The 22,611-nt window shown below is 72.6% G+C and carries 23 protein-coding genes and 1 pseudogene; 8 read left to right on the top strand and 16 right to left on the bottom strand.

Translation table 11 applies throughout. The annotated features are described in order from the left end of the window. Positions 1–30 precede the first annotated feature (30 nt). Positions 31–462 carry a hypothetical protein gene (locus ACIQBL_RS09390; RefSeq protein ID WP_401938675.1) on the bottom strand — a complete coding sequence of 144 codons (432 nt, stop codon included), beginning with the start codon at positions 460–462 and terminating at the stop codon, positions 31–33. Between the two features lie 85 nt (positions 463–547). On the opposite strand from ACIQBL_RS09390, the gene ACIQBL_RS09385 reads away from it, so the two are divergent. Together ACIQBL_RS09385 and ACIQBL_RS09380 are read left to right on the top strand one after the other, a co-directional pair. Further along, entirely contained in the window at positions 548–1,321 is a 774-nt protein-coding gene (locus ACIQBL_RS09385; protein WP_401938673.1) for an MBL fold metallo-hydrolase, read from the top strand. Further along, the gene (locus tag ACIQBL_RS09380) at positions 1,318–1,947 is read left to right on the top strand and encodes a DedA family protein (RefSeq protein ID WP_401938671.1); all 630 of its coding nucleotides are present in this window, start codon (positions 1,318–1,320) and stop codon (positions 1,945–1,947) included. The genes ACIQBL_RS09385 and ACIQBL_RS09380 overlap by 4 nt, the downstream gene beginning before the upstream one ends. Before the next feature lie 90 nt (positions 1,948–2,037). On the opposite strand, the gene ACIQBL_RS09375 is transcribed toward ACIQBL_RS09380, so the two are convergent. The 6 genes from ACIQBL_RS09375 to ACIQBL_RS09350 all read right to left on the bottom strand — a co-directional run bounded on the left by ACIQBL_RS09375 (position 2,038) and on the right by ACIQBL_RS09350 (position 7,939). Then, positions 2,038–3,090, bottom strand: a complete 1,053-nt coding sequence (locus ACIQBL_RS09375) for an MBL fold metallo-hydrolase (RefSeq protein WP_401938670.1) — start codon at positions 3,088–3,090, stop codon at positions 2,038–2,040. After that, positions 3,087–4,334 (bottom strand): aminotransferase class I/II-fold pyridoxal phosphate-dependent enzyme, encoded by a 1,248-nt coding sequence (locus ACIQBL_RS09370; RefSeq protein ID WP_401938668.1) that lies wholly within the window; start codon positions 4,332–4,334, stop codon positions 3,087–3,089. The genes ACIQBL_RS09375 and ACIQBL_RS09370 overlap by 4 nt, the downstream gene beginning before the upstream one ends. Before the next feature lie 53 nt (positions 4,335–4,387). Next, positions 4,388–4,978, bottom strand: coding sequence for a hypothetical protein (locus tag ACIQBL_RS09365; protein WP_401938666.1), 591 nt, complete (start codon positions 4,976–4,978; stop codon positions 4,388–4,390). A 247-nt stretch (positions 4,979–5,225) separates the two neighbouring features. Next, entirely contained in the window at positions 5,226–5,498 is a 273-nt protein-coding gene (locus ACIQBL_RS09360) for a DUF6158 family protein (RefSeq protein ID WP_401938664.1), read from the bottom strand. A 38-nt stretch (positions 5,499–5,536) separates the two neighbouring features. Beyond that, positions 5,537–7,156 (bottom strand): ABC-F family ATP-binding cassette domain-containing protein, encoded by a 1,620-nt coding sequence (locus ACIQBL_RS09355; protein WP_401938662.1) that lies wholly within the window; start codon positions 7,154–7,156, stop codon positions 5,537–5,539. 111 nt (positions 7,157–7,267) lie between these two features. Beyond that, positions 7,268–7,939 carry a histidine phosphatase family protein gene (locus ACIQBL_RS09350; RefSeq protein WP_401938658.1) on the bottom strand — a complete coding sequence of 224 codons (672 nt, stop codon included), beginning with the start codon at positions 7,937–7,939 and terminating at the stop codon, positions 7,268–7,270. A gap of 170 nt (positions 7,940–8,109) precedes the next feature. Between ACIQBL_RS09350 and ACIQBL_RS09345 the strand changes: the two are divergent. The 3 genes and pseudogenes from ACIQBL_RS09345 to ACIQBL_RS09335 all read left to right on the top strand — a co-directional run. Then, positions 8,110–8,692: pseudogene (locus ACIQBL_RS09345) on the top strand (phosphatase PAP2 family protein); the annotation flags it as partial. Between the two features lie 221 nt (positions 8,693–8,913). After that, positions 8,914–9,735 (top strand): methyltransferase domain-containing protein, encoded by an 822-nt coding sequence (locus ACIQBL_RS09340; protein ID WP_401938656.1) that lies wholly within the window; start codon positions 8,914–8,916, stop codon positions 9,733–9,735. Positions 9,736–9,840: 105 nt separating this feature from the next. Further along, positions 9,841–10,188, top strand: a complete 348-nt coding sequence (locus ACIQBL_RS09335) for a VOC family protein (RefSeq protein WP_401938654.1) — start codon at positions 9,841–9,843, stop codon at positions 10,186–10,188. A gap of 28 nt (positions 10,189–10,216) precedes the next feature. On the opposite strand, the gene ACIQBL_RS09330 is transcribed toward ACIQBL_RS09335, so the two are convergent. Continuing rightward, on the bottom strand, positions 10,217–12,214 hold the full coding sequence (locus ACIQBL_RS09330) for a DUF5107 domain-containing protein (protein ID WP_401938653.1): 1,998 nt from the start codon (positions 12,212–12,214) through the stop codon (positions 10,217–10,219). Positions 12,215–12,254: 40 nt separating this feature from the next. Then, positions 12,255–12,428, bottom strand: coding sequence for a hypothetical protein (locus ACIQBL_RS09325; protein ID WP_401938650.1), 174 nt, complete (start codon positions 12,426–12,428; stop codon positions 12,255–12,257). A gap of 77 nt (positions 12,429–12,505) precedes the next feature. Here ACIQBL_RS09325 and ACIQBL_RS09320 point away from each other — a divergent pair, with 77 nt between their 5' ends. Continuing rightward, positions 12,506–12,853, top strand: a complete 348-nt coding sequence (locus tag ACIQBL_RS09320) for a DUF6204 family protein (RefSeq protein ID WP_401938648.1) — start codon at positions 12,506–12,508, stop codon at positions 12,851–12,853. Here ACIQBL_RS09320 and ACIQBL_RS09315 read toward each other — a convergent pair. The 7 genes from ACIQBL_RS09315 to ACIQBL_RS09285 form a co-directional block, all read right to left on the bottom strand. Further along, positions 12,825–13,376 carry a GNAT family N-acetyltransferase gene (locus ACIQBL_RS09315; protein ID WP_401938647.1) on the bottom strand — a complete coding sequence of 184 codons (552 nt, stop codon included), beginning with the start codon at positions 13,374–13,376 and terminating at the stop codon, positions 12,825–12,827. The genes ACIQBL_RS09320 and ACIQBL_RS09315 overlap by 29 nt on opposite strands. Before the next feature lie 19 nt (positions 13,377–13,395). Next, positions 13,396–13,638, bottom strand: coding sequence for a LapA family protein (locus ACIQBL_RS09310; RefSeq protein ID WP_266774077.1), 243 nt, complete (start codon positions 13,636–13,638; stop codon positions 13,396–13,398). A gap of 59 nt (positions 13,639–13,697) precedes the next feature. Then, the gene (locus ACIQBL_RS09305) at positions 13,698–15,491 is read right to left on the bottom strand and encodes a CocE/NonD family hydrolase (RefSeq protein WP_401938644.1); all 1,794 of its coding nucleotides are present in this window, start codon (positions 15,489–15,491) and stop codon (positions 13,698–13,700) included. Between the two features lie 108 nt (positions 15,492–15,599). Then, on the bottom strand, positions 15,600–16,532 hold the full coding sequence (locus ACIQBL_RS09300; RefSeq protein ID WP_401938642.1) for an LD-carboxypeptidase: 933 nt from the start codon (positions 16,530–16,532) through the stop codon (positions 15,600–15,602). Further along, positions 16,529–18,481 carry a prolyl oligopeptidase family serine peptidase gene (locus ACIQBL_RS09295; RefSeq protein WP_401938641.1) on the bottom strand — a complete coding sequence of 651 codons (1,953 nt, stop codon included), beginning with the start codon at positions 18,479–18,481 and terminating at the stop codon, positions 16,529–16,531. The genes ACIQBL_RS09300 and ACIQBL_RS09295 overlap by 4 nt, the downstream gene beginning before the upstream one ends. Positions 18,482–18,496: 15 nt before the next feature. Further along, positions 18,497–19,813, bottom strand: a complete 1,317-nt coding sequence (locus tag ACIQBL_RS09290) for a M20/M25/M40 family metallo-hydrolase (protein WP_401938638.1) — start codon at positions 19,811–19,813, stop codon at positions 18,497–18,499. Continuing rightward, a complete protein-coding gene (locus tag ACIQBL_RS09285; protein WP_401938635.1) occupies positions 19,806–20,639 on the bottom strand; it encodes a M55 family metallopeptidase in 834 nt (277 codons plus the stop codon). The genes ACIQBL_RS09290 and ACIQBL_RS09285 overlap by 8 nt, the downstream gene beginning before the upstream one ends. A 106-nt stretch (positions 20,640–20,745) precedes the next feature. On the opposite strand from ACIQBL_RS09285, the gene ACIQBL_RS09280 reads away from it, so the two are divergent. Both ACIQBL_RS09280 and ACIQBL_RS09275 read left to right on the top strand, forming a co-directional pair. Next, positions 20,746–21,726 carry an NADPH:quinone reductase gene (locus tag ACIQBL_RS09280; RefSeq protein ID WP_401938633.1) on the top strand — a complete coding sequence of 327 codons (981 nt, stop codon included), beginning with the start codon at positions 20,746–20,748 and terminating at the stop codon, positions 21,724–21,726. A gap of 69 nt (positions 21,727–21,795) precedes the next feature. Continuing rightward, positions 21,796–22,602: a thioesterase family protein gene (locus ACIQBL_RS09275; protein WP_401938632.1), complete on the top strand. Its 807-nt coding sequence runs from the start codon at positions 21,796–21,798 to the stop codon at positions 22,600–22,602. The last annotated feature ends 9 nt before the right edge of the window (positions 22,603–22,611 follow it).

The following is a 22,611-nucleotide window of genomic DNA, read 5'->3' as shown; positions in this document are numbered from 1 at the left end:
CTTGTCACAACGGGCTGACCTGCCCCGGTGTCACCGGCCGTCGTAGCCCGCCGTGGGCATCGACAGCCGCCGGTGCACGCGCGCCTTGGCCTGCGCGTCGTACGAGGGTTCCGCGTGTCCGACGGTCTCGATCCGCACCCCGCGGCGCGCGCACTCGTCGGTGAACTCGTCGACGGAGGACAGCGCGCTCTCCAGGACCCGGCGGCTGGGGGCGACGAACAGGTCGAGGCCGGGGCGGACGCCGTCCCACAGGGCGCAGTGGTCGGGGCGCAGACCGCGGACGAGGAGTTCGCGGGCGATCACATAGCCGTGGTCGGCGGCCCAGCGCGCGCACATCGCGTGCTGACTTCGGGAGTCGACCAGGAAGGGGTCGTCGTCCAGCTCCTCCAGCGGCGTCAGGCTGGCGATCGCCGTGACCCGAAGCCGCGGGCGCATGCCCGAGGCACCGCGCACCTGTCCCATGGCGTCCCCCTCACCTCCGGGTTTCGCCGCCGACCCTACTCCTGCCCGTAGGCTTCGGGGGAGTCGCGCGAAGGAGGCAAAGAAGGTGCCGGTGGAGATCACCTGGTGGGGTCACGCCACCTGCACGATCGAGGACTCGGGCATACGCGTCCTCACCGACCCCCTGTTCGCCCGCCGGCTCGCGCATCTACGACGCCGCCGGGGCGCGGTGCCGCCGCCCGAGGCCCGGCACGCGGACCTGGCGCTCGTCTCCCATCTCCACGCCGACCACCTGCACCTTCCCTCGCTGGCCGCCCTCGCCCCGGGCACGCGCCTGCTCGTGCCCCGGGGCGCACTCCGCGCGGTACCGGGGCTGCGCCGGCTCCGGCAGCTGCGGATCGACGAGGTGACCCCGGGCGACCGGACGAGGGTCGGTGACCTGGTCGTACGGGCCGTCCCCGCGCGGCACGACGGGCGTCGGCTGCCGGTCGGCCCGCACCGGTCCCCCGCGCTGGGCTACGTCGTCGAGGGCGAGGCGCGCACCTACTTCGCCGGGGACACCGGGCTGTTCGACGACATGGCCAAGGAGGTCGGGCCGGTCGACGTGGCGCTGCTGCCGGTCGGCGGCTGGGGTCCGTATCTCGGCGAGGGGCATCTGGACGCGGGACGCGCGGCCCGGGCGCTGGTGCGGCTCGCGCCGCGCAGTGCGGTGCCGGTGCACTACGGCACGTACTGGCCGATCGGGATGGACGCGGTGCGCCCGCACGAATTCCACACGCCGGGCGACGAGTTCGTGCGGATCGCGGCGCAGCTCGCGCCGTCGGTGGCGGTGCACCGGCTGGGACACGGGGAGAGCGTGCGCCCGGAGGTCGCCCGGTGAGCTGGATCGCGGACGCGCTGTCCGCGACGGCGACGAGGTCGCCCGAGTCGACCCAACAGGCCATCGGTTACCCGTCGTTGTTCCTGCTGGTGCTGTTCGGGGCGCTGGTGCCGGTGATCCCTACGGGGGCGCTGGTGAGTTCGGCGGCCGTGGTCGCCTTTCACCAGACGGCGCCGTTCGCGCTGGCGCTGGTGTTCGTGACGGCGTCGCTGGCCGCGTTCCTCGGGGACATCGCGCTGTACTGGCTGGGGCGGCGCGGGATGGGGTCGAAGAACGGGTCGCGCTGGCTGGAGGCGATCCGTGCGCGGGCGCCGGAGGAGCGTCTTGAGCAGGCCCAGGAGAAGCTTGCCGATCACGGGGTGGCGGTGCTGGTGCTGTCCCGGCTGGTACCGGCGGGGCGTATTCCGGTGATGCTCGCGTGTCTGATGGCGGAGTGGCCGATCCGCCGGTTCGCCCGGGGTAATGCGCCCGCGTGTCTGGCGTGGGCCGTGACGTACCAGCTGATCGGCATCCTTGGGGGTTCGTTGTTTCCGGAGCCGTGGGAGGGGGTTGTGGCGGCGGTCGCGCTGACCGTGGTGATCAGTGTGGCGCCTGCTTTGTGGCGGCGGGTTCGGGCTGCCAGTTGATGTTTCGTTGCGGGGTGCGGGTCGGTGGGGGCTGGTCGCGCCCCGCGGCGGAGCCGCAAATCGACACAGCCCCGCACCCCTAAAGGACGTCTAGTCGAGCACTCTTGAAGCTCCCACCGGTAGATCCCACAGGTCTTGCCTGGCCAGGCCCGCTTGTTCCCAGGCCGCCCGCACCCGTGTGAGCGGCTCCAGGACCGGCTCCGCCGACAGGACGAACGTGCCCCAGTGCATCGGAGCCATCCGTCGCGCCCCCAGATCCTGTACGGCCCGCACCGCCTCCTCCGGATCGCAGTGGACGTCGCTCAGCCACCAGCGCGGGTCGTAGGCGCCGATGGGCAGTAGGGCCAGGTCGATTCCCGGATAGCGGCGGCCGATGCGCGAGAACCAGTGGCCGTAGCCCGTGTCGCCCGCGAAGTAGACGCGCTGTCCGTCCGGTGCCGTCAGCACCCAACCGCCCCACAGGGAGTGGCAGGTGTCGGTGAGGCTGCGCTTGGACCAGTGGTGGGCGGGCACGAAGTCGAGGCGGACGCCGTCGAGTTGGGCCGCTTCCCACCAGTCGAGTTCGGTGACGCGGGTGAATCTGCGGCGCCGGAACCAGGCGCCGAGACCGGCCGGCGCGAACACCGGGGTGTGGCGCGGGAGTCGGCGCAGGGTGGGGGCGTCGAGGTGGTCGTAGTGGTTGTGGCTGATGACGACGGCGTCGATGGGCGGGAGTGCCTCCCAGGACACTCCCACGGGGGTGATCCGGGCCGGGGTGCCGAGGATGCGGCGGGACCAGACCGGGTCGGTGAGGATCGTCAGGCCGCCGATGCGCACCACCCAACTGGCGTGGCCCGCCCAGGTGACGGCGACGGTCAACGCGTCGACCTGGGGCAGCGGTTCGGGTGCGAACGGGAGTCGGGGGATGTCGGCGAGACCGTCCGGGCGGGGCCTTACGGAGCCCTCGCGGGCGAAGCGGGCGATCGCCTTGAGGCCGGGCAGCGGGGCGGTGAGCCGGTCGTGGAAGGTCCGGGGCCATACGCGTCGCTCGCCGAGGGGGCGGGGTTCCGCGAGCGGGGGCGAGGAGGGGGCGAACGGGGGCGTCTGGGCGGCGGTTTCCCGCGCGGTCGTCGTGCTGGTGATCGACTCGGACTGCTGCGTCATCGAGGAGGCTCCCATCGCTGAGCGTCGTCGCGGAGATCGTCGAAGATCGACCTCAAGGACATCAACGCGCGTTGCACGTGTGGCAGTTCCAACGGCACGGGTGACGTGAGGCATTCCGCGCGTTCCTCGTCCGTACGGCCCAGCAGCGGCCCGGTGGACAGCCGTACCCGCAGCGCGCCCAGGTCGTCGCCGAAGCGGTGGCCGCCCGGCGCGGGCATGCCGAGCCGGGCGGTGAGGAACTCCTCCAGGTCCTGGGCGTCGCCCACCCCCCGCGGGGTGAGCGCGTGGCGCAACGGCCCGAGATCGACGTACAGATGACGTCCCGCCTGCGGCGGCCGGGAGAACGCGCCCGCCCCGGTGACCGCGGCGTGCGCGGCGGCGGCCACGCGCGCGTGGAGGTGTACGGCGGTGTCGCGGCGGGCGATGACGGGCGGGGGTTCGCCGAGGGCGTGGCCGGCCGCGGCGGCGACCGGTGCGGCGACGCGGGCGCCGAGTGCGGTGAGGACGTCGAGCACGCGCGCGTGGAGCCCGTTTCCGGCGTGGCCGACGGGGAAGCGGGCGACGGCGGCCGGCCAGCCGGACGGGAGCAGCCCGCCGGCGAGGTCGGTGACGACGGTGACCCGATCGGGCAGCATCTCGGCGGGGCTGAGCAGCATGGTGCGCCGGGGCGCGTGCAGGGTGTCGCGCCAGGTCTCGTCGCTGACCAGGTGCAGCCCCTCGCCCGCGGCGGCCTCGACGGTCTCGTGCATGACCTCGGGCGGTACCACGGTGGCGGTGGGGTCGTCGGCGACGGACACGACGAGCAGACGCGGGTCACCGCCCTCGTCCCGGACCCGGCGCACCGTCTCCAGTAGGGCGTACGGATCGGGCACCCCGCCGCACTCGGCCGGGGTGCCCACATGGAAGACGGGTCTGCCCAACAGGCGCGCGTACGGCGCCCACCAGGCGGCACAGGGTCTGGGCACCAGGACGTCACCGCCGAGCGCGGCGGTCAGCGCGACCAGCAGGGCGGGGGCACCGGGGGCGGCGGCCACGCGCGCGGGGTCGGCGGGCAGTCCCCGGCGTTCGAAGTAGCCGCTCGCGGCGTCGAGCAGTGCGGGAGCTCCGCCCACCGGCTGCTCCTCGGTGCGGCTCGCGGCGGCGGCGAGCACGGCGGCCAGTTCCGGCAGGACGGGCAGTCCGTCGTCGGGGAACACCGGCCCGTACCGGACGGGCCCCTGTCCTACCGCGTCCGCCTGCCCCATGGTGCCTCCGCGCCGTCCCTGAAGCCGTGCCGTGCCGTGTCCTGGTCGCGCCCTCAGTGTCCCGGCGTCCGCCTGCGCAGCCGGTACACGGCACCACCGCACGCGCCCGCGATCAGCACGCCCCCGGCGACCAGCGCCGGCACGGAGTCGGTGAAGGTACCGCCCTCACCGGCCCGCACCCCGCGCTCGATCACGGCGGCACCGCAGGACTCCCCCCGCAGCTCCTGACACGGCTGCGCTTCCCCGCGCTCCACGCTGAAGGTCGCGGTCCACGGCCTGCCCTGTCCCCCGGGCGGCGCCGGACAGGTCCCGTCGACGGTCCACGCGGAGTCCCGCCCGACCCCGTCACGGTCGGAGACGCGCGCGGTGCCCCGGTAGGCGGCTCCGGCTCCCCGGTCGTCGTTGCCCGGCACCCGTTGCAGCGGGACGGTGCCGTCGTCGAAGGCCTGGGACGAGGCGTCGACGGTGTCGGGCGCGGTCCCCCCGATCGCCTCGCAGGAGACGGACACGGTCACACTCCCGCCCGCCCGCACACTGCTCGGACTGACCTCGGCGGCCGGATCGGCGGCCGAAGCGGGACCGGCGGCACCCCCGACGACGCCGACAAGGGCGACGACGGACAGAGCAAGGGCGGTGCGACGCATGAGCGGGTCTCCTTAGACCGAGGACGGCGGCACCACCATCACAGCCCGCCCAGGAGAGAGCCGCGCGCGGCCAGACCCCATTAGCGGGACGTGCGGGGCCGAGCGGGTGAATCCCCGGTCAGGGAGCGCCCCCTTCAGGGGCGCGGGGCTGTGCCGATGTGCGGCTCCGCCGCGTGGGCGCGACCAGCCGGCGCCTCAAGCCCGGCCCGCACATCCTCCTCGGAGGGACACGCCCGCGCGGAACGCCTCAGTCCCGCTCGCGTGCCCCCTGCCGGGTACGGCCCGGGGCCACGAGGCGGCGGGGATGGCGGCGCAGGTACTCGCCCTCCAGCCGGGCCATGCGGTCGTTGTGGGCGCGCAGCGCGCCGTTCGAGCCGTACAGCAGGGTGTCGTGGCGCGTGCGGTGGATGGTCTCCAGCTCCTTCATGAGCTGGGAGTCGTCCAGGCGCGCAGGGTCGACTCCGGTCATGGTGTGCCCCGCTCGTCGAGTCTCACGGTCCTGGGACCACTCTACGAACATTCCGGCGTTCCGGCCCCGCAACCTCCGTACAAAGGGAACTACCGCGCGCGCTCCACCCGCCGCTCGTCCCACACGGGCTCGGTGCTCTCGCGGACCTTGCCGTCGCTGCCGAAGACCAGGTAGCGGTCGAAGGAGCGGGCGAACCAGCGGTCGTGGGTGACGGAGAGCACCGTGCCGTCGAACGCCTCAAGCCCCTCCTGAAGGGCTTCCGCGGACTCCAGGTCGAGGTTGTCGGTGGGCTCGTCGAGGAGCAGGGCGGTGACGCCCTGGAGTTCCAGGAGGAGGATCTGGAAGCGGGCCTGCTGGCCGCCGGAGAGCCGGTCGAAGCTCTGCTCGGCCTGGCCGGTCAGCTCGTAGCGGCGCAGTCGGGACATGGCGGGTCCCTGGGCCTGCGCGTGTTCCTTCCACAGGATGTCGAGGAGGGTGCGGCCCTGGAGTTCGGGGTGGGCGTGGGTCTGCGCGAAGTGGCCGGGCACGACGCGCGCGCCGAGCTTCCACTCCCCCGTGTGCTTCACGTCGTCGCCGGCGAGGAGGCGCAGGAAGTGCGACTTGCCGGAGCCGTTCGAGCCGAGGACGGCGACGCGTTCGCCGTAGAAGACCTCCAGGTCGAAGGGTTTCATCAGGCCGGTGAGTTCAAGTCCCTTGCAGGTGACGGCCCTTACGCCGGTGCGGCCTCCCTTGATGCGCATGGTGATGTCCTGCTCGCGCGGCGGCTCGGGCGGCGGGCCCGCCTCCTCGAACTTGCGGAGGCGGGTCTGGGCGGCGGCGTAGCGCGAGGCCAACTCGTGGGAGATGGAGGCGGCCTGACGGAGGTTCAGGACGAGCTTCTTCAGCTGGGCGTGCTTCTCGTCCCAGCGGCGGCGCAACTCCTCGAAGCGGGCGAAGCGTTCGCGCCGGGCCTCGTGGTAGGTGGCGAAGCCGCCGCCGTGCACCCAGGCGTCGGCGCCGGTGGGCGAGGGTTCCACGGAGACGATCTTCTCGGCGGCGCGGGCGAGGAGTTCACGGTCGTGGGAGACGAACAGCACCGTCTTGCGGGTCTCCTTGAGCCGCTCCTCCAGCCACCGCTTGCCGGGTACGTCGAGGTAGTTGTCGGGCTCGTCGAGCAGCAGTACCTCGTCGGAGCCGCGCAGCAGCGCCTCCAGGACGAGCCGCTTCTGCTCACCGCCGGAGAGCGTGCCGACCTGTCGGAACTGCGCCTTGTCGTACGGCACGCCGAGCGCGGCCATGGTGCACATGTCCCACAGCGTCTCGAACTCGTAGCCGTGCACCTCGGCCCAGTCGGACAGGGCCTGCGCGTAGGCGAGTTGGGCCGCCTCGTCGTCGACGGTCATGATGCCGTGCTCGGCCTTGTCGACCTCCGCGGCGACCGCGCGGATGCGGGGCGGGGCGACCGACACCAGCAGGTCCCGTACGGTGCTCTCGTCGCGTACGGAGCCCACGAACTGGCGCATCACGCCCAGGCCGCCGCTCACGGTGACCGTGCCGCCGTGCGGCTTCAGCTCGCCGGAGATCAGCCGGAGCAGGGTCGTCTTGCCGGCGCCGTTGGGCCCGACCAGGGCGACCACGGCGCCTTCGCCGACCCGGAAGGACACATCGCCGAGGAGCGGCCTCCCGTCGGGGAGGTAGTACTCGAGGTGTGCGGCTTCCAGATGTCCCATGACCACGCATTCTGTGGGGCGGCCTCGCGGCCGGGCAAACGCTTATTGTGCCCGCGAGGGCCTCGGCCATGGTGCCCGTGAGGGCTTGGCCAGGACTTCGCCGGGACCTCGTCAGGGCTTCTGGTCCGCGTCGAGCGGCTGGCCGGTCGGGCCGCCGTCCGTGCCCGGTCCGGCCGCCTCGACGGCGGCGCCCTCCCAGGACAGGGCCTTCCAGCCGTCGGCCGGGGAGCCGTCCAGGATCACGATGCCGGTGTTCTCCAGCGGGCGGGCGGCGGCGAAGGGCACGTCGACGTTGTCGGCGCGGGCGGCCGTCCACATCCGGATCGCGGCGCCGTGGCTGACCATGGCGACGGTACGGGCGCCGCTGTCCGCCGCCTCGGTGATCACGGCGTCGTAGCGGGCGAGGGCCTCGGTGCCGCTCTCGCCGCCCGGCATCCGCAGCTCCGTGTCGCCGGCGGCCCACGCGAAGACGATCCGCATGTACTCGTGGCCGGGCTCCGTGTCGCCGGGCAGCATCTCCAGGTCACCGGCCGACAGCTCCCGGATGCCGTCCCGGACGCGTATGTCGAGGCCGCGCGCGGCGGCCAGCGGGGCCGCGGTGCACTGGGTGCGGATCAGGGTGGAGGCGTAGAGGGCCTCGATGTCCTCGTCGGCGAGGGCCTCGGGGAGGGCGGCGGCCTGGCGGCGGCCGAGGTCGGTCAACTCCGCGCCGGGGACGGCCGTGTCGAGGAGATAGTCCACGTTGGCCGTCGTCTGACCGTGACGGATGAGGAGCAGGCGCATGCGGGGGTCCTCCGATGAAACGGTCCGCCGGTGGTCGGAACGAAACGGCCGGCCGACGATGGATTGGGTTCGCCGACGGTCCGCCGGGCAGCAAACGGCCATTTCAGGGTACCCGGCGGCGCAGGAGCCCCGACGTCGACCTCACGGTCCCCCTGCCCGGCCGCCACGCCCTGCGCGCATGGCCGCTCTCCCTGGACTCCCGCCTCTTCGAGGTGGCCGCGGAGCGGCACTGGCCCGCCGGCGAGCCCGTGCTGCCCCGGCTGAGCCGGAGCGCCAACCACGGTGCGCTGTGGTTCGCGACGGCCGCCGCGGTGGCCGTGAGCCGTACCCCGCGCGCCCGCCGGGCCGCCGCCCGGGGCCTCGCCTCGCTGAGCGTGGCCTCCCTCACCATCAACACCATCGGCAAGCGGACCGTGCGCCGCGACCGGCCCGCCCTGGACCCGGTTCCCTTGGTACGGCGGCTGAAGCGGCAGCCGATCACCACCTCGTTCCCGTCCGGTCACGCGGCGTCGGCGGCGGCGTTCGCGACCGGTGTGGCCCTGGAGTCGCCGGCCTGGGGCGCGGTGGTGGCCCCGATCGCGGTGGCGGTCGCCCTGTCCCGCGTCTGCACCGGCGGTCGCAGGCCCGCGCTGCGCCTGCTCCCGGCAGCCCTCGCCGGGCCCTTCACCCTCCCCCGCTCTCGGCTTCGCTCCAGCGGGAGGTGCCCCCACCCCGCCCACGCGTCGGCCCAGGTCCACCGCCTGCGCCTGTCCGGCCTCGCGCCCGGCACGCTCCTCGCGTTCGACGGCGAAGTCACCGACGTGGGCCGCGAGTTGACGCTGGAGGAGCTGCCCGAGGCACTGACGGTGTACCGGCCGCCGACAGAATCCCTGATCACCCGTCAGTCCACATAGTAAAACGTAGGTCTCATCATGCGACATGCGCGCGTACCTTGACGCTTACGACGAAGAAGACGCGAAGGGGTAGGTAGAGCCATGCCGAAGCCGCAGGAGACCGCTGTCTACACGCACGGGCACCACGAGTCCGTACTGCGTTCGCACACCCGGCGAACCGCCGTCAACTCGGCCTCGTACCTGCTCGGTTCACTGAAGCCGCACATGAAGATCCTGGACATCGGCTGCGGGCCGGGCACCATCACCGCCGACCTGGCGGCGCTGGTCCCCGACGGGCACGTCACCGGTGTCGACCGCGAGCCGGGCATCCTGGACCAGGCCCGTGCCACGGCTGCCCAACGGGGCCTGACGAACGTCGACTTCGCGGTCGCCGACGTCCACGCGCTGGACTTCCCGGACGACACCTTCTGCGTGGTCCACGCCCATCAGGTGCTCCAGCACGTGGGCGATCCGGTGCAGGCGCTGCGGGAGATGGTGCGGGTGACCAAGCCGGGCGGGTTCATCGCCGCCCGCGACGGGGACTTCGCGGCCATGAGCTGGTATCCGGAGGTGCCGGGGCTGGACGACTGGCGGGAGCTGTACCGGCGGGTGGCCCGCGCCAACGGGGGCGAGCCGGACGCCGGACGGCGTCTCAAATCGTGGGCACTGCGGGCGGGGCTGACGGACATCACGGCCACGTCCAGCACCTGGACGTTCCACACTCCGGACGAGCGGGCCTGGTGGAGCGGCCTGTGGGCGGACCGTACCGTCGCGTCGTCGTACGCGGGGGTCGCGACCGAGGGCGGCCACGCGACCACCGGGCAACTGCACGCCATCTCCGACGCCTGGCGGGAGTGGGGCAGGCAGGAGGACGGCTGGTTCGCCGTGGTGCACGGGGAGATCCTGTGCCGCAAGGACGTCTGATCCGCGTCCTTCCGCCGGCGCCGATCGTGCTCGCCGTGTGACCGCCCGGCTCGGATCGTCGAGAGGGATCACCGCGGCCCGGTCTCTCCAACTAGGCTCGTCCTCATGGAGATTCTGGGAGCCACGCTGCGTATCTGCGTCGACGACCTGGAGACCGCCGTCCCCTTCTACGAAGGGCTCGCGGGCAACACCGCGCTCCGCTTCGAGCGGGGTGGCGTGTCGGTCGCCGCGGTCGGCTGTTTCCTGCTGATGAGCGGGCCGGAGGCGGAGCTGGAGGTGCTGCGCAAGATCTCCGCCACGATCGCCGTCAAGGACGTCGAGGAGACCCACGCGGTGCTCACCGGACTCGGCGCGCGGATCGTCGCGGGCCCGCTGGAGACACCCGGGGGCCGCAATCTGATCGCGGTGCATCCGGACGGTTCGGTCTACGAGTACGTGGACCGGCGGGTCTGATCGGCGACCGCCGGTCCACGGACCGCGCTCAGGACGTTTCGGGCCGCATCCGGAAGTCGTAGCGGGCCGGCAGTGGTTCGTCGGTGAGGCGGGCCCACAGCCGGCCGATCGACTCGGTGCCCTCGCGCAGGTCGGCGACCTCGAAGCCGTCGGCGAAGACCGCCCAGGCGTCGTCGCGCCGCCCTTCCGCGAGCAGCAACTCGGCCTGGAGCAGCAGGAATCGGCCGCGTTCCCGGGTGGCGGGGTGCAGCATCTCCCACACCGCGCGGGCGTCCGCCGTCCGCCGCACCCGCAGCAGCGCCTCGACGGCCTCGCGGCCGAGCGCGGCCGTGGCGGCGGTCCACCGCTCCCCGGCGTCCCGCCGCTCGTGACACAGGTCGGCGAAGGCCTCGTTGTACCGGTCGGCGGCCCGCTGGTGGTTCCCGGCCTCCTGGTCCGCCACGGCGAGACAGCGCAGCAACGGCCAGAGGGACGGGGCGAGTTCGAGGGCCCGCTCCCAACTGCGCACCGCCTGCGCCCGATCGCCGGCGTGCCACTGCGCGACGCCGAGGTGGTACTCGGTGAGCGGGGTGGCGGGCGCGGTCTCCAGCATGTCCCGCCAGTGCGGGGCGACCAGTGTCTCGCCGGGCGGCCTCACCCGGCGCGGCTCGGGCAGGACACCGCTGCGCAGCAGTTCCGCCCAGGGCGCCTGGGCCTCGCCGAGCGTGGACTCCTCGAAGGGGGTGCCGGGCAACTTCCAGTCGGCGCGCAGGACTTCGAGGGCGCCCCAGCCGGAGCCGGTGGCGAGGATCTCGCCGGGTTCGGTGTCGGCGTACGGCTTCCAGGCGGTGTGGGCGGCGTCGACGTCGGCGCGGGGCAGGGCGGTTTCGAGCCGCGCCTCGGCGCCGTCCACGACGGTGGACCACTCCCCCTCGGCCCGCGCGTCGAGGGGCCCGTACGCCTCCAGCCAGGACACCTCGCTCTCCGGGTCCAGCCGCACATGCTCCAACTGGGTGCGGGCGAGCCCCGCTTGGATCTCGCAGTAGCCGCCGGTGCCCGGTTCGGTGAGCCACTCCTGCCAGCGCCGGCCGCCGCTGCCGGTGCCCCACACGAACAGTTTGCGGCCCCGCAGCACGTCGGTGGACGTCTGCACCAGCCCGTGCCCGTCCGCGTCGAGCGCGGCGATCCAGCGGCGCCGCCCGTCCGGTATCCCGTAGAAGTAGTCGGCGGGGTAAGGGCTGTTGAGGGGGTACGTCCGGTCCACTTCGTCGTACGACGGCACGGGCACCCGGCGCAGCCGGCGCTCGTACCCGAAGTGCCAGGCCTCCGACGCCGGTGCGAGGACCCGGCGTTCCTCCGGTACCGCGATGTTGGACCACCAGTAGCCGGGCGCGGGCCTCTCGTGCGGGTTGCGGACGCGGACGCCGACGTAGAGGAAGTCGGAGCCGTCCGGGAGCCAGAGGTCGATCTGGAACGGGAGGTCGCGGAGCCGTTCCCACTCCCACAGGCGGAGCATCTCGCCGCCGTCGGGGGCGGGGACGCGGGCGGCGTGCAGGGGGGCGCAGGAGAGGGTGGTGTGGCCGGTGGCGCCGATGTTCCACTCGATGCCGCCGGAGAACCAGGCACCGTTGAGGGCGAAGTTGGCGGGCTGCAACACCGGGTTGCGGTACAGGAGTTCACGGTCGGCCGGCTTGTGGACGAGGGAGGCGATCCGGCCGCCGAGGGCGGGCAGCACGGTGGCGCGGAGCCGGTCGTTCTCGATGACGAGGGCGTCGATCCGGCGGGGTGCGCGGTCTCTGTCGTAGCCGTCGCGGACGCGGGTGGGGAGAAGGCTGCGGAGGGGTTCGTAGCCGACCTGGCGGGCCTCCCCCAGTCTCGGCTTCGCTCGACCGGGGGCACCCCCACCGCGCGGCAACTCCTCGCGGTCCCGGTCGTCGACACGGTGTGCTTCGTCGAGCAGACGCAGTGGGGGAAGCGGGTTGTCCGGACCCAACTCGGCGGTGGGCAGGGTCAGTACCTCACGTCGGATCGTCGTCACGATCACCATGGAACCCGGCAACCGGTGCGGTGGCCAGGGGCACTGCCGGTCAGGATTCCGCAAAGGCGGAGACGACGAGGACGGCGAGGAGCGCGCCCGCGCTGCCCTCGGGGTCGAGATCGGGGTCGAGATCGGGGTCGTGGATGGTGATGTCGAGGCCGACGCGGTGCGGGGAGGCCGGCCACGGGCGCAGGCCCAGGTTGGAGGGGGCGTCGAGCGCCACGAAATTCCGTATGCGGTCGATCCCCGTCGACGTAGAGTCGCCCCTGCAATGACCCGAGCACAGGAGTGGACCGGCGGATGAGCGAACAGCACACGTACCGGGTGATCGTCCGGGGCACCTGGGACGCGCTGACGGACGAGGCGCGGGAGCGGCTGCTGGGCGAGGCCGCGGAGCACGGGATGCTGAGCATGCGGTTCAGCGAGGAGGGCTCGCTCAGTTACGAGCCGTCACCGCTCAAGCACTTTTCGTGGCGGTATGTCGTGGTGTCGGACGCGGCGGACGGCGAGGAGATGGCGGCGGCGCTCGCGGAGGACCGCGCCGAGACCGCGCTGCGCGGTCTGGGCTACGGCTTCCGCGATCTGAAGTCGACGGTCACGGACCTCGACACGATGAAGGTCAACCGGAAGTCCGCATCTCGGCGGTGATCGCCCAGCGCTCGTGGTCCCGCCACGCGCCGTCGATGTAGATCATGTCCGGCGAGAAGCCCTCCAGCCGGAATCCGCAGCTGCGGGCGAGACCGATCGACCCGGCGTTGCCGGGCTGCACGTTGATCTCCAGCCGGTGCAGCCGCATCGGCCCGAAGGCGTGCCCCACCACGAGGTTCATCCCCTCGCGCATCAGCCCGCGCCCGGCCGCGTGCGCGAAGGCGCCGTAGCCGAGCGCACCGCACTGGAACCCGCCCTGGACGATGTTGTTGATGTTGATGAAGCCGGCGATGCCTCCGCCGTCCACCTCGCAGACGACGAACCCGGCCTTGGAGGGATCCTCGATCAGCCGCTGCGCGTAAGCGGTGTACGCGTCGGCGCCGGCCGGCGGGAACAGCCACGGCTGATGCAGGTCCTTGCTCTCCCGGGCACGCGCGGTGAACTCGGCACCGTCCTCGTAGGCGAAGTGACGTATCCCCACGCGGGGGCCCTCGGCAAGGTAGCGGGATGCGGTGTGCGGCATCCCGTCACCCTAGTGCGGCCTAGCGGCGCCGTCGCATGAAATACCAACCGCACAGGGCGCCGATGACCGCCGTCCCCAGCAGCGCCATCCACAGCGGCATGGTGACCTCGGGGATCAGCAGGCGGATCTTCGTGGCGCGGGTGTTCTCGAAGATGAAGATCAGGGCCAGGACGGCGAGCAGCAGCACCGTGATCCGCGCGGGCGTCAGCACGCGTTCCCGTTGGCCGGTCCTGCCGCCGCTCTCGGTGGTCTTCGGGCTCATGCCTCCAGGGTGGGCCCGAAACGGCCATCACGCACGGTGAGGAGGTGCCCCGGGGTGACTCAGCCGCCGACGACCGGCAGCTCCAGCACCCCGGTGTCCTTCGGCGAGCTGACCACGGTGACCGGCTTGATCCCCCGGTTCCCGGTGTACGCGTCGTCGCTCGCCGCGATCACGAACCGCAGCCGGTGCCCCTTCGCGAACCGGTGCACGATCCCCGGCAGGCCGACCGTGAAGCTCTTCGTGACGTCCGGCACGCGGACGGGGGCGACCAGCCTGTGGACCAGCGTCGCGCTGCCGTCGGGCGCGAGATCGTAGAGCTTGGCGAAGAGGACAAGGTTGTCGGCGGCGTCGCCGGAGTTCTGCGTGCGCCGCGCCTGCGGGGAGACGACCCTGAGCGTCGCCCTCGGGGCGCCGACGACGTCCGTCGCGCGGGTCAGGGGTTCACTGGTCCAGCCCAGATACGTGCCCGCCGTGTCGTACGGCGCCGGGTCCGGCAGGCCGGTCATCGCGCTCAGCGAGTTCTCCGAATGGCTCGTGGGGACAAGCCGGTTGGCGTACCCACGGCTGCCACGCGCCACCTTCGCCCGGTCGCCCACCAGCTTGCCGTCGCCGGAGAGGTACAACTTCTCGTCTAGCGCGGGGAGTTGGTTCGTGGTGGCGTAGGTGTGGGCCGGGTCCGTGATCCAGTCGCGGTAGTAGGCGAACGCCGGTCCCGTGTCCACGTCCTTCCGCCGGAGCAGATAGCGGTCGAACCAGGCCAGGATCCGCCCCCCGACATAGCTCGACCCCAAGTCGCCCTGACTCAGGTCGAGTTCACCCGGCGCCGGGTGCGCCATCCCGCCGCTGTGCCCCCACGACTGCCAGATCATCTTCGCGGTCGTCCCCTGCGCCGTCAGCGTCCTGTACGTCGCCGTCGCCTCGTTGAGGTCGAACAGGCTGTCGGCCTGGCCCTGGACGAGCAGCGACGGTGCCTTCACCCGGTTGAGATACGACACCGGCGAGACGCTGTGCGCGTAGGCGAGCAGGTCTGCCGTCGCCCCGGCCGGGTAGCTCCCGGAGTTCAGCGTGCGGATCATGGCGCAGGCCTCGCTGACGAAGTGCAGACAGGCGAGGGAGTTGATCCGGGTCGGGTCGAGGCCCGGCACGGTCAGGGGCTGGGTCTCACCCATGAGGTAGAAGCCGTTGGTCCACTGCCACTTGAAGGCGCCCGGCACGCTCCGACTGCCGTTGCCGGCCGCGTTGTTGGGATCAAGGGAGTACGCCAGGTCGTTCCAGGTGATCAGGGGGACGAGGGCGTCCACCCGGTGGTCCACGGCCGCCGTCGCCAGCTGGATGGCGCCGCCGTACGATCCGCCGATCATCCCGACCCGGGGATCGCCCTTCGCGTCGAGGGTCACGAAGTCGGCCCTGGTCCCGTCGTCGGCGGCCCGTGTGCCCGCCAGGAAGTCGATCAGTCCCGACGCGGCCGTCCCGTCGACGTCCGGGTCGTCGAGCGAGACGAGACAGCCCGACCTGCCGAAGCCGAGCCCGGAGTAGACGAGTACGGCATAGCCGCGCCGCGCGAAGTCCTTGCCGACGGAGTCCGTGGCACCGTCGGACTTGCTGCCCCCGAAGCCGTTGGTCGCCATGACGGCGGGCGCCGGGTGGGCGCGGTCCACGCCGGCGGGCCGGTACAGATCGGCGTCGACCGTGCAGTCGCGACCACCCGCGGGGACGGTGAACTTCAGTGCGGTGACGGTGTATTGGTCCGTCGCGGCGGCGGGCCCGCCGAGGACGAGCGGTGCGGTGAGGACGAGCGGTGCGGTGAGCGCGAGAGCCAGCGCGGCGCGGATTCCAGGCGCACGACGAAACACAGGGACCTCCACACTGAGGACAACCCGACGGAGAACGAAGGGGGTTTCTCGGCAGCGACAAGGGAGTTTCTCGGCAGCGACGCGACAAGCGATCCGGCAGGGCGGCGGCTATCGCAGCGCGGGCTCGTCCAACGTCAACGTGCCCTTGTCCGCGTCCAGTTCGGCGCTCACGCCGAGCGGTATCGTCAGCGCCCCGTCGCAGTGCCCGAACCCGAACTCCTCGACGACGGGCACGCCGAGTCCGCCGAGGCGGTCGACGAGCACCGGGCGCAGTTTCTCGTACGGTCCGCAGCCGGCCCACGAGCCGAGGGCGATGCCCGCGACGCCGTCGAGCCAGCCGCTGCGCAGGAGTTGGGTCAGCATCCGGTCGACGCGGTACGCCTGTTCGCCGACGTCCTCGATCACCAGCAGGCCGCCGCGCGCACCGGGAAGCGCGTGCGGGGTGCCGAGGTCGGTGGCGAGCAGGGCCAGGCATCCGCCGAGCGTGACGCCCCGGGCCCGCCCAGGCACCAGTACGCCGCCCCCGGTCGGGACGGCACGGACGGTCCGCACGGACTCCGGGTCGAACAGGGTCGCCCTCAAGTGCTCCTGCGCACGGGCGTTCTTGATGAAGTCGGCACCGGCCGCGGCGGGCCCGTACAGGGTGACCAGGCCCAGCCGGGTGGCGAACGCCTGGTGCAGCACGGTGGGGTCGCTGAACCCGACGAACACCTTCGGTCCGGCGGCGCGCATCGCCTCCCAGTCGAGCAGGTCGACGACGCGCTGCACACCGTAGCCGCCGCGGGCGCACAGGACGGCGGCCACGGAGGGATCGCACCACGCGCTCTGCAGATCGGCCGCGCGGTCGGCGTCCGCGCCGGCCAGATGGTCCAACTCGCCGTGCCGGTCGAGCACATGGGGTGCCACGACCGGGTCGAGGTCCCAGCCGCGCAGGATGTCGAGGCCCGCCTCCAGCCGTTCCTCGGACACCGGTCCGCTGGGCGCGACGACGGCCACGCGGGCGCCGGGGGCGAGTCGGTGCGGGCGTACGAGTGGGGTCACGGGGTGAGCTCCAGGGTGGGGATACCGGGCGGGGCGAGGCCGAAGACCTGTGCGTACAGGGAGAGTTCGGCCTCCAGGGCACGGATCACGGTGTCGGCGCGGCGGAATCCGTGGCCCTCGCCCTCGAACGTGAGGTAGGCGTGCGGTACTTGGCGGCCCGCCATCCGCTCCAGGAAGCGTTCGCACTGGGCGGGCGGGCAGATCACGTCGTCCAGGCCCTGCATGAGCAGGAAGGGCGCGGTGACACGGTCGGCGTGCTCGACGGGTGAGCGTTCGGCGTAGCGGGCCGGCACCTCGGCGAGGGGGCCGACCAGGGTCTCCAGGTAGCGGGACTCGAAGTCGTGGGTCTCGCCCGAGCCCCAGTTGGCCAGGTCGAGGACCGGATAGAGGATGGTGCCGCAGGCGTAGACGTCGGTGGTCACGAGGGACGCGGCGCTGGTCCAGCCGCCCGCGCTGCCGCCCCGGACGGCGAGCCGGGCGCGGTCGGCGGTGCCCTCGTCGGCGAGGGCGAGCGCGACGGCGGCGCAGTCCTCGACGTCGACGACGCCCCACTGCTCGCGCAGCCGGTTGCGGTACTCCCGGCCGTGCCCGGTCGAGCCGCCGTAGTTGACCTCGGCGACGCCGATGCCGCGCGAGGTGAAGTAGGCGATCTCCAGGTCGAGTACGAGGGGTGCCCGGCTGGTGGGACCGCCGTGCGCCCAGATGACGTACGGCGGCAGTTCGTCGCCCGGCGCGGACCGACTCGGGCTGTGGGGCGGGTAGATGTGGGCGTGGATCTCGCGTCCGGCGGGGCCGGTGAAGGTGCGGATCTGCGGTTCGGGGTAGTGGGCGGGGTCCACGGGGTCGTCGTGGGCGGCGCCGACGACCCGGGCCCTGCCGGTGCGGGTGTCGAGTTCGACGACCTCGTAGGCGCTGCGGGGGCTGGCTCCGACGCCGGCGATCCGCTCGCCGTGCACCGCGAGGGTGGACGCGAACTCGGTCCAGGGGCCGGCCGCGTCGACGACCTCGCCGGTCTCCGGGTCCAGTACGCCGAGCGCGGTGGCTCCGCGCCCGTGCACGACGGCGATCAGGCCGCTCTCCAGCGGGGCGAACCAGCGCTGGCCGAGCTTCCACAGCGGCCCGCCGAACTCCTCCTCGCGCGGGCACACCGGCTCGTGGTCGCGGTAGAGGTTCCACCAGCCGGTGCGGTCGCTCGCGTACAGAAGCGAGCCGTCGAACCCCCAGTCGACCTGCGCGATCGACTCATCGGGCCCGCCGGCGACGGGGTGCGCCCCGTGCAGGATGCCCGCCTCGGTCACCTCCGCCACGATCAGTTCGGTGCCGTCCCACGGCATGCGCGGGTGGTCCCAGGCGAGCCAGGCCACCTGCCGTCCGTCCGGCGAGACCCGGGGCCCGGACAGGAACCGGTGGCGGTCGGACGTGAGGTCACGGACGGCGTCCTCGTCCTCGGCGGCCGACCCGTCCAGCGGTACGGCGGCGAGCACGCGGCGCACGTCGGCGGGCCCGGGGCCGGTGAACTCCTCGCACACGCACCAGACTTCACCGAGGTCGGGCATCAATTGGGGCTCCGCCCAGCGGAGTCCACCGCCCACGGGAGAGACCGGGGTGAGCGGCACCGGCTCGCTCCCCGGCTCGTACCGGTAGAGCCGCTGGTCGGCGAAGTTCACGAAGACGACGAGGGGTCGGCCCTCCCGGAGCACTCCGGCCCAGGGCTGCCCGCCGTACTCGATGACCCGGCTGCGGACGTTCCAGGGCGCGGGCAGCACCGACTCCTCGGAGCCGTCCGCGCGGCGGCGCACCAGGGTGCGGCGACCGCCCTCGGTGGGCCGTGGTTCGGTCCACCAGACCTCGTCGCCGACGAAACCGACGTACTCGGGGTGTCCGTCGTGTGCGGCGGCGAGCGCCGCGTCGATGGGCGAGGGCCACGAGCCGTATGCCGACGTCCGCATGTTCTCCCCCACTTGCTAGGCCGACCGCAGGAAGCGGTCGAGGACGCGGACGCCGAAGTGGAGTGCCTCGACGGGGACCCGTTCGTCGACTCCGTGGAACAGCGCCTGGTAGTCGAAGCCCTCGGGGAGCTTCAGTGGTGCGAAGCCGTAGCCGGTGATGCCGAGGCGCGAGAACTGTTTGGCGTCCGTGCCGCCGGACATGCAGTACGGGACCACATGCCCCTCGGGCGCGAACTCTTCGACGGCAGCCCGCATCTGACGGTATGTCGGCGAGTCGACCGGTGCTTGGAGAGCCACCTCGCGGTGGTGGAACTCCCAGTCGACGTCCGGTCCGGTGAGGCGGTCCAGGGTGGTGCGGAACTCGTCCTCGCCGCCCGGCAGACAGCGTCCGTCGACGTAGGCCACGGCCTCGCCCGGGATCACGTTGACCTTGTAACCGGCGTTCAGCATGGTCGGGTTGGCGCTGTTGCGGACCGTGGGCTCGACGAGCTTGCCGGCCGGGCCGAGCTTGGTGAGGAGTCCGTCCACATCGTCGAAGTCGGGCTCGATGCCGTACAGGGCGGCGAGTTCGGTGAGGGCCGCGCGGACGGTCGGGGTGAGCCGTAGCGGCCATTCGTGTGCGCCGATGCGGGTGATCGCGGCGGCGAGACGGGTGACCGCGTTCTCGTGGTTGACCTTGGAGCCGTGGCCTGCCCGGCCGCGCGCGGTCAACTTGAGCCAGCCGGTGCCGCGTTCACCGGCCGCGATGGGGTAGATCTGGCGGCCGGCGCCGTCGTGGAAGGTGAACGCCCCTGATTCGCTGATGCCTTCGGTGCAGCCCTCGAAGAGCCCGGCGTGCTCGTCGGCGAGAAACCCGGAGCCGTCCACGGCGCTCGCCTCCTCGTCGGCGGTGAACGCGATGACGAGGTCGCGGCGCGGCCGTACGCCCTGTCTGGCCCAGGCGCGCACGACGGCGAGGATCATCGCGTCCATGTTCTTCATGTCGACGGCGCCGCGCCCCCAGACGACCCCGTCGCGGATCTCCCCGGAGAAGGGGTGCACGCTCCAGTCCTCGGCCCGCGCCGGTACGACGTCCAGGTGACCGTGCACGAGGAGCGCGTCCGCCGAGGGGTCGGTGCCCGCGAGGCGGGCGACGACATTGGTGCGGCCCTTGGTGCGTTCGAGGAGGGTGGGTTCGAGGCCCGCGCCGGCCAGTCGCTCGGCGGCGTACTCGGCGGCGGGCCGCTCCCGGCAGTCGCCGCCGCCCCGGTTGGTCGTGTCGATGCGGATGAGGTCGGACGTGAACGTCACGACCTCGTCCAGCGCCTGCTCGTCGATGTCGACGTCAGCCATACTGCTCCTCCACCGCGGCCGAGACGATCGTGGTGACCGCCTTGAAGGTCCGGATGCCCTCGTACATGGTGTCGCTGGTGTACGCCACCTTCCGCTCCCCGGTCCGCCCGACACCGGGCACGACGGTGGCGGCCATCGCGAGGTGCTCGGCGTCGAATTCGAGGGCGACGGTGAACGGGCCGCCCCGTACCGGTTCCTGACGGACCGCCAGTTTCGCCGCCTCCTTCGCCGCCGCGCGGATGTCGGCGGCCGTCCTGGCCGGTGTACGGCACACGGCCGCGTACCGCGACACATGGTCCTTGACGGCGACCTTCAGCGCCTCGGGCGCGTACCCGAGGGCGTCCTCACAGGCCACGTCGTCACCGGTGACAAGGACCACCGGTACCCCGTACTCGGCGACGACATGCGCGTTGAGGAGTCCCTCGCTCGCGCGGACGTCGTTCAGCCACACGCCGGTGATCGAGTTCGCGAGGTAGGTGTGCGCGAGGACGCCCTCCATGCCGGCGCCCGCGTGGTAGCCGACGAACGCGATGCCGTCGACGTCGCCGTGCTGCACACCCTCCACCATGGAGAGGGACTTGTGCCGGCCGGTGAGCATCTGCGTCCGCTCGTCGAGCCGCTCCAGCAGCAGGTTGCGCATCGTCCAGTGCGCCTCGTTGACGAGCACCTCGTCGGCGCCGCCGTCGTGGAAGCCGAGGACTGCCGCGTTCACGTCCGAGGTGAACAGCGAACGGCACCGCTCCCACTGCGGTGTCCCCGGCAGCACGTCGGCCGGCCAGGTGACGCCGGTGGCACCCTCCATGTCGGCGCTGATGAGGATCTTCATGATGCGTCACGTTACGCGTCGACACGGCAACCTGCTACGAAGGGAGCCGCTGCTCCGGAGCGCGTCCGTACGGTGCGGAGGCGGGAGCGAGACGACGGAGGTCCCCATGCTCGCGTCCTGGTACGACGAACAAGGCCCGGCGGCCGGTGTGCTCCGGGTCGGCGAACTGCCCGACCCCGAACCCGGCCCGGGTGAGGTCCGCGTCCGGGTCGCCGTGTCGGGCGTGAACCCCGGCGACACGAAGAAGCGGCGCGGCTGGCTCGGTTCGTCGATGCCGTACCCCCGGGTGATCCCGCACAGCGATGCCGCCGGGGTGGTCGACGCCGTGGGCGACGGGGTCGACGCGCGCCGGGTCGGGCAGCGGGTGTGGGTGTACGGCGCGCAGTCCTACCGCCCGTTCGGCACCGCCGCCCAGTACACCGTCGTACCCGACACTCTGGCCGTGCTCCTGCCCGACCACCTCGGCGACGAACTCGGCGCGAGCCTGGGCATCCCCGGAGTCACGGCCCACCGCACCGTGTTCGCCGACGGCCCGGTCGACGGACGGCTCGTGCTGGTCCACGGTGTCCTCGGCGGGGTCGGCTCCCTCGCCGCACAACTCGCCCGCTGGGGCGGGGCGACGGTGCTCGGCACCGTGCGGCACGGCAAGGACCTGGACCGGGTCGACCCCGGCGTCGTCGCGCACGCCGTGGCCCTGGACCAGGAGGACCCGGCAGCGGCGATCCGCGCGTACGCGCCCGACGGCGTCCACCGCGTCGTCGAGGTGGCCCTGTCCGACAACGCCGACCTGGACGCCGCGGTCGTCGCCCTCGACGGAGTGATCGCCGCGTACGGCACCCGCGCCGACCGCACCGAACTCCCTTTCTGGCCACTCCTGTTCACCAACGTCACCCTGCGCCTGCTCGGCAGCGACGACTTCCCCGCCGAGGCGAAACGGCAGGCCGCCCGCGACCTCACGGCCGCCGCGGCGGTCGGCGCCCTCACCGTCGACGTCGGCGACCGCTACCCGCTGAAGGACATCGCCGAGGCCCACGACCGCGTGGACGCGGGCGGCCGGGGACGGGTGCTGATCACCGTCCCGGACTGATCGGGCAGTCTTGACGGGAGCGCCGCCCGCGCCGCAGACACCCGTGAACAGCCCCAGGAGAGACGTCCGTTGAACACCGGTACCACGACCCCCGACAGCTACTACGTCCGAATCGACGAGCACCGCTACAAGCCCACGGTCCACGCGAGCGGCGCCTGGGACCCGGACGAACTCCACTTCAGCCCGCTCGGCGGCCTCGTCGTCCACGCCATCGAGCGGGAGCGGGCGGCGCGGCCGGAGACCGGTCTCGTCCTGGCCCGGATCAGTTACGACATCCTGGGCCGGCTCGCGCTCGACGAGTGCGAGATCCGGGTGGAGACCGTCCGCCCCGGCCGCACCATCGAGCTGGTCGAGGCCGTGGTGCTGGTCGCGGACCGGCCGGTGGTGCGGGCCCGGGCCTGGTTCCTCGCCACACTCGACACCTCCGGCGTCGCGGGCGGCGCCGACGACCGGCTCACCCCGCCCGAGGGGCTCGACACCTGGGAGATGAGCGCGCTGTGGCCCGGCGGATACATCGCCTCCCTGGACGTACGGCCGCTCGCGCCGCCCCGGCCGGGCCGTACGACCGCGTGGATCTCCACCCGGCACGCCCTCGTCGCCGACGAGCCCGGCAGCCCGCTCGCGTCCTACCTCGCGCTCGTCGACACCGCGAACGGCATCGCCGTACGGCAGCCGCCGACCGCCTGGATCTACCCGAACGTCGACCTGACCGTCCACCTGCACCGCCAACCCCGGGGAAACTGGACGGGGTTGGACACGACGGTCACCTTCGGGCCCACCGGGCAGGGCCTCACCAGTACCGTGCTGCACGACGTCGACGGCCCGGTGGGACACGCGCAGCAGATACTCACCGTGCGGCCCGCACCGGACCAGTGACCGCGGGCG

The sequence above is a fragment of the Streptomyces sp. NPDC088350 genome, from assembly GCF_044753545.1.
Taxonomy (GTDB): domain Bacteria; phylum Actinomycetota; class Actinomycetes; order Streptomycetales; family Streptomycetaceae; genus Streptomyces.
Note: the sequence above shows the minus strand (reverse complement) of the source record. Positions and strands in the feature narration are given on the sequence as shown.

What these genes read in the sequence shown, in the direction of transcription:
- ACIQBL_RS09390 (WP_401938675.1), bottom strand. Translation starts at nt 462, where the DNA reads ATGGGACAGGTGCGCGGTGCCTCGGGCATGCGCCCGCGGCTTCGGGTC.
- ACIQBL_RS09375 (WP_401938670.1), bottom strand. Translation starts at nt 3,090, where the DNA reads ATGACGCAGCAGTCCGAGTCGATCACCAGCACGACGACCGCGCGGGAA.
- ACIQBL_RS09370 (WP_401938668.1), bottom strand. Translation starts at nt 4,334, where the DNA reads ATGGGGCAGGCGGACGCGGTAGGACAGGGGCCCGTCCGGTACGGGCCG.
- ACIQBL_RS09365 (WP_401938666.1), bottom strand. Translation starts at nt 4,978, where the DNA reads ATGCGTCGCACCGCCCTTGCTCTGTCCGTCGTCGCCCTTGTCGGCGTC.
- ACIQBL_RS09360 (WP_401938664.1), bottom strand. Translation starts at nt 5,498, where the DNA reads ATGTTCGTAGAGTGGTCCCAGGACCGTGAGACTCGACGAGCGGGGCAC.
- ACIQBL_RS09355 (WP_401938662.1), bottom strand. Translation starts at nt 7,156, where the DNA reads ATGGGACATCTGGAAGCCGCACACCTCGAGTACTACCTCCCCGACGGG.
- ACIQBL_RS09350 (WP_401938658.1), bottom strand. Translation starts at nt 7,939, where the DNA reads ATGCGCCTGCTCCTCATCCGTCACGGTCAGACGACGGCCAACGTGGAC.
- ACIQBL_RS09340 (WP_401938656.1), top strand. Translation starts at nt 8,914, where the DNA reads ATGCCGAAGCCGCAGGAGACCGCTGTCTACACGCACGGGCACCACGAG.
- ACIQBL_RS09335 (WP_401938654.1), top strand. Translation starts at nt 9,841, where the DNA reads ATGGAGATTCTGGGAGCCACGCTGCGTATCTGCGTCGACGACCTGGAG.
- ACIQBL_RS09330 (WP_401938653.1), bottom strand. Translation starts at nt 12,214, where the DNA reads ATGGTGATCGTGACGACGATCCGACGTGAGGTACTGACCCTGCCCACC.
- ACIQBL_RS09320 (WP_401938648.1), top strand. Translation starts at nt 12,506, where the DNA reads ATGAGCGAACAGCACACGTACCGGGTGATCGTCCGGGGCACCTGGGAC.
- ACIQBL_RS09315 (WP_401938647.1), bottom strand. Translation starts at nt 13,376, where the DNA reads ATGCCGCACACCGCATCCCGCTACCTTGCCGAGGGCCCCCGCGTGGGG.
- ACIQBL_RS09310 (WP_266774077.1), bottom strand. Translation starts at nt 13,638, where the DNA reads ATGAGCCCGAAGACCACCGAGAGCGGCGGCAGGACCGGCCAACGGGAA.
- ACIQBL_RS09295 (WP_401938641.1), bottom strand. Translation starts at nt 18,481, where the DNA reads ATGCGGACGTCGGCATACGGCTCGTGGCCCTCGCCCATCGACGCGGCG.
- ACIQBL_RS09290 (WP_401938638.1), bottom strand. Translation starts at nt 19,813, where the DNA reads ATGGCTGACGTCGACATCGACGAGCAGGCGCTGGACGAGGTCGTGACG.
- ACIQBL_RS09285 (WP_401938635.1), bottom strand. Translation starts at nt 20,639, where the DNA reads ATGAAGATCCTCATCAGCGCCGACATGGAGGGTGCCACCGGCGTCACC.
- ACIQBL_RS09280 (WP_401938633.1), top strand. Translation starts at nt 20,746, where the DNA reads ATGCTCGCGTCCTGGTACGACGAACAAGGCCCGGCGGCCGGTGTGCTC.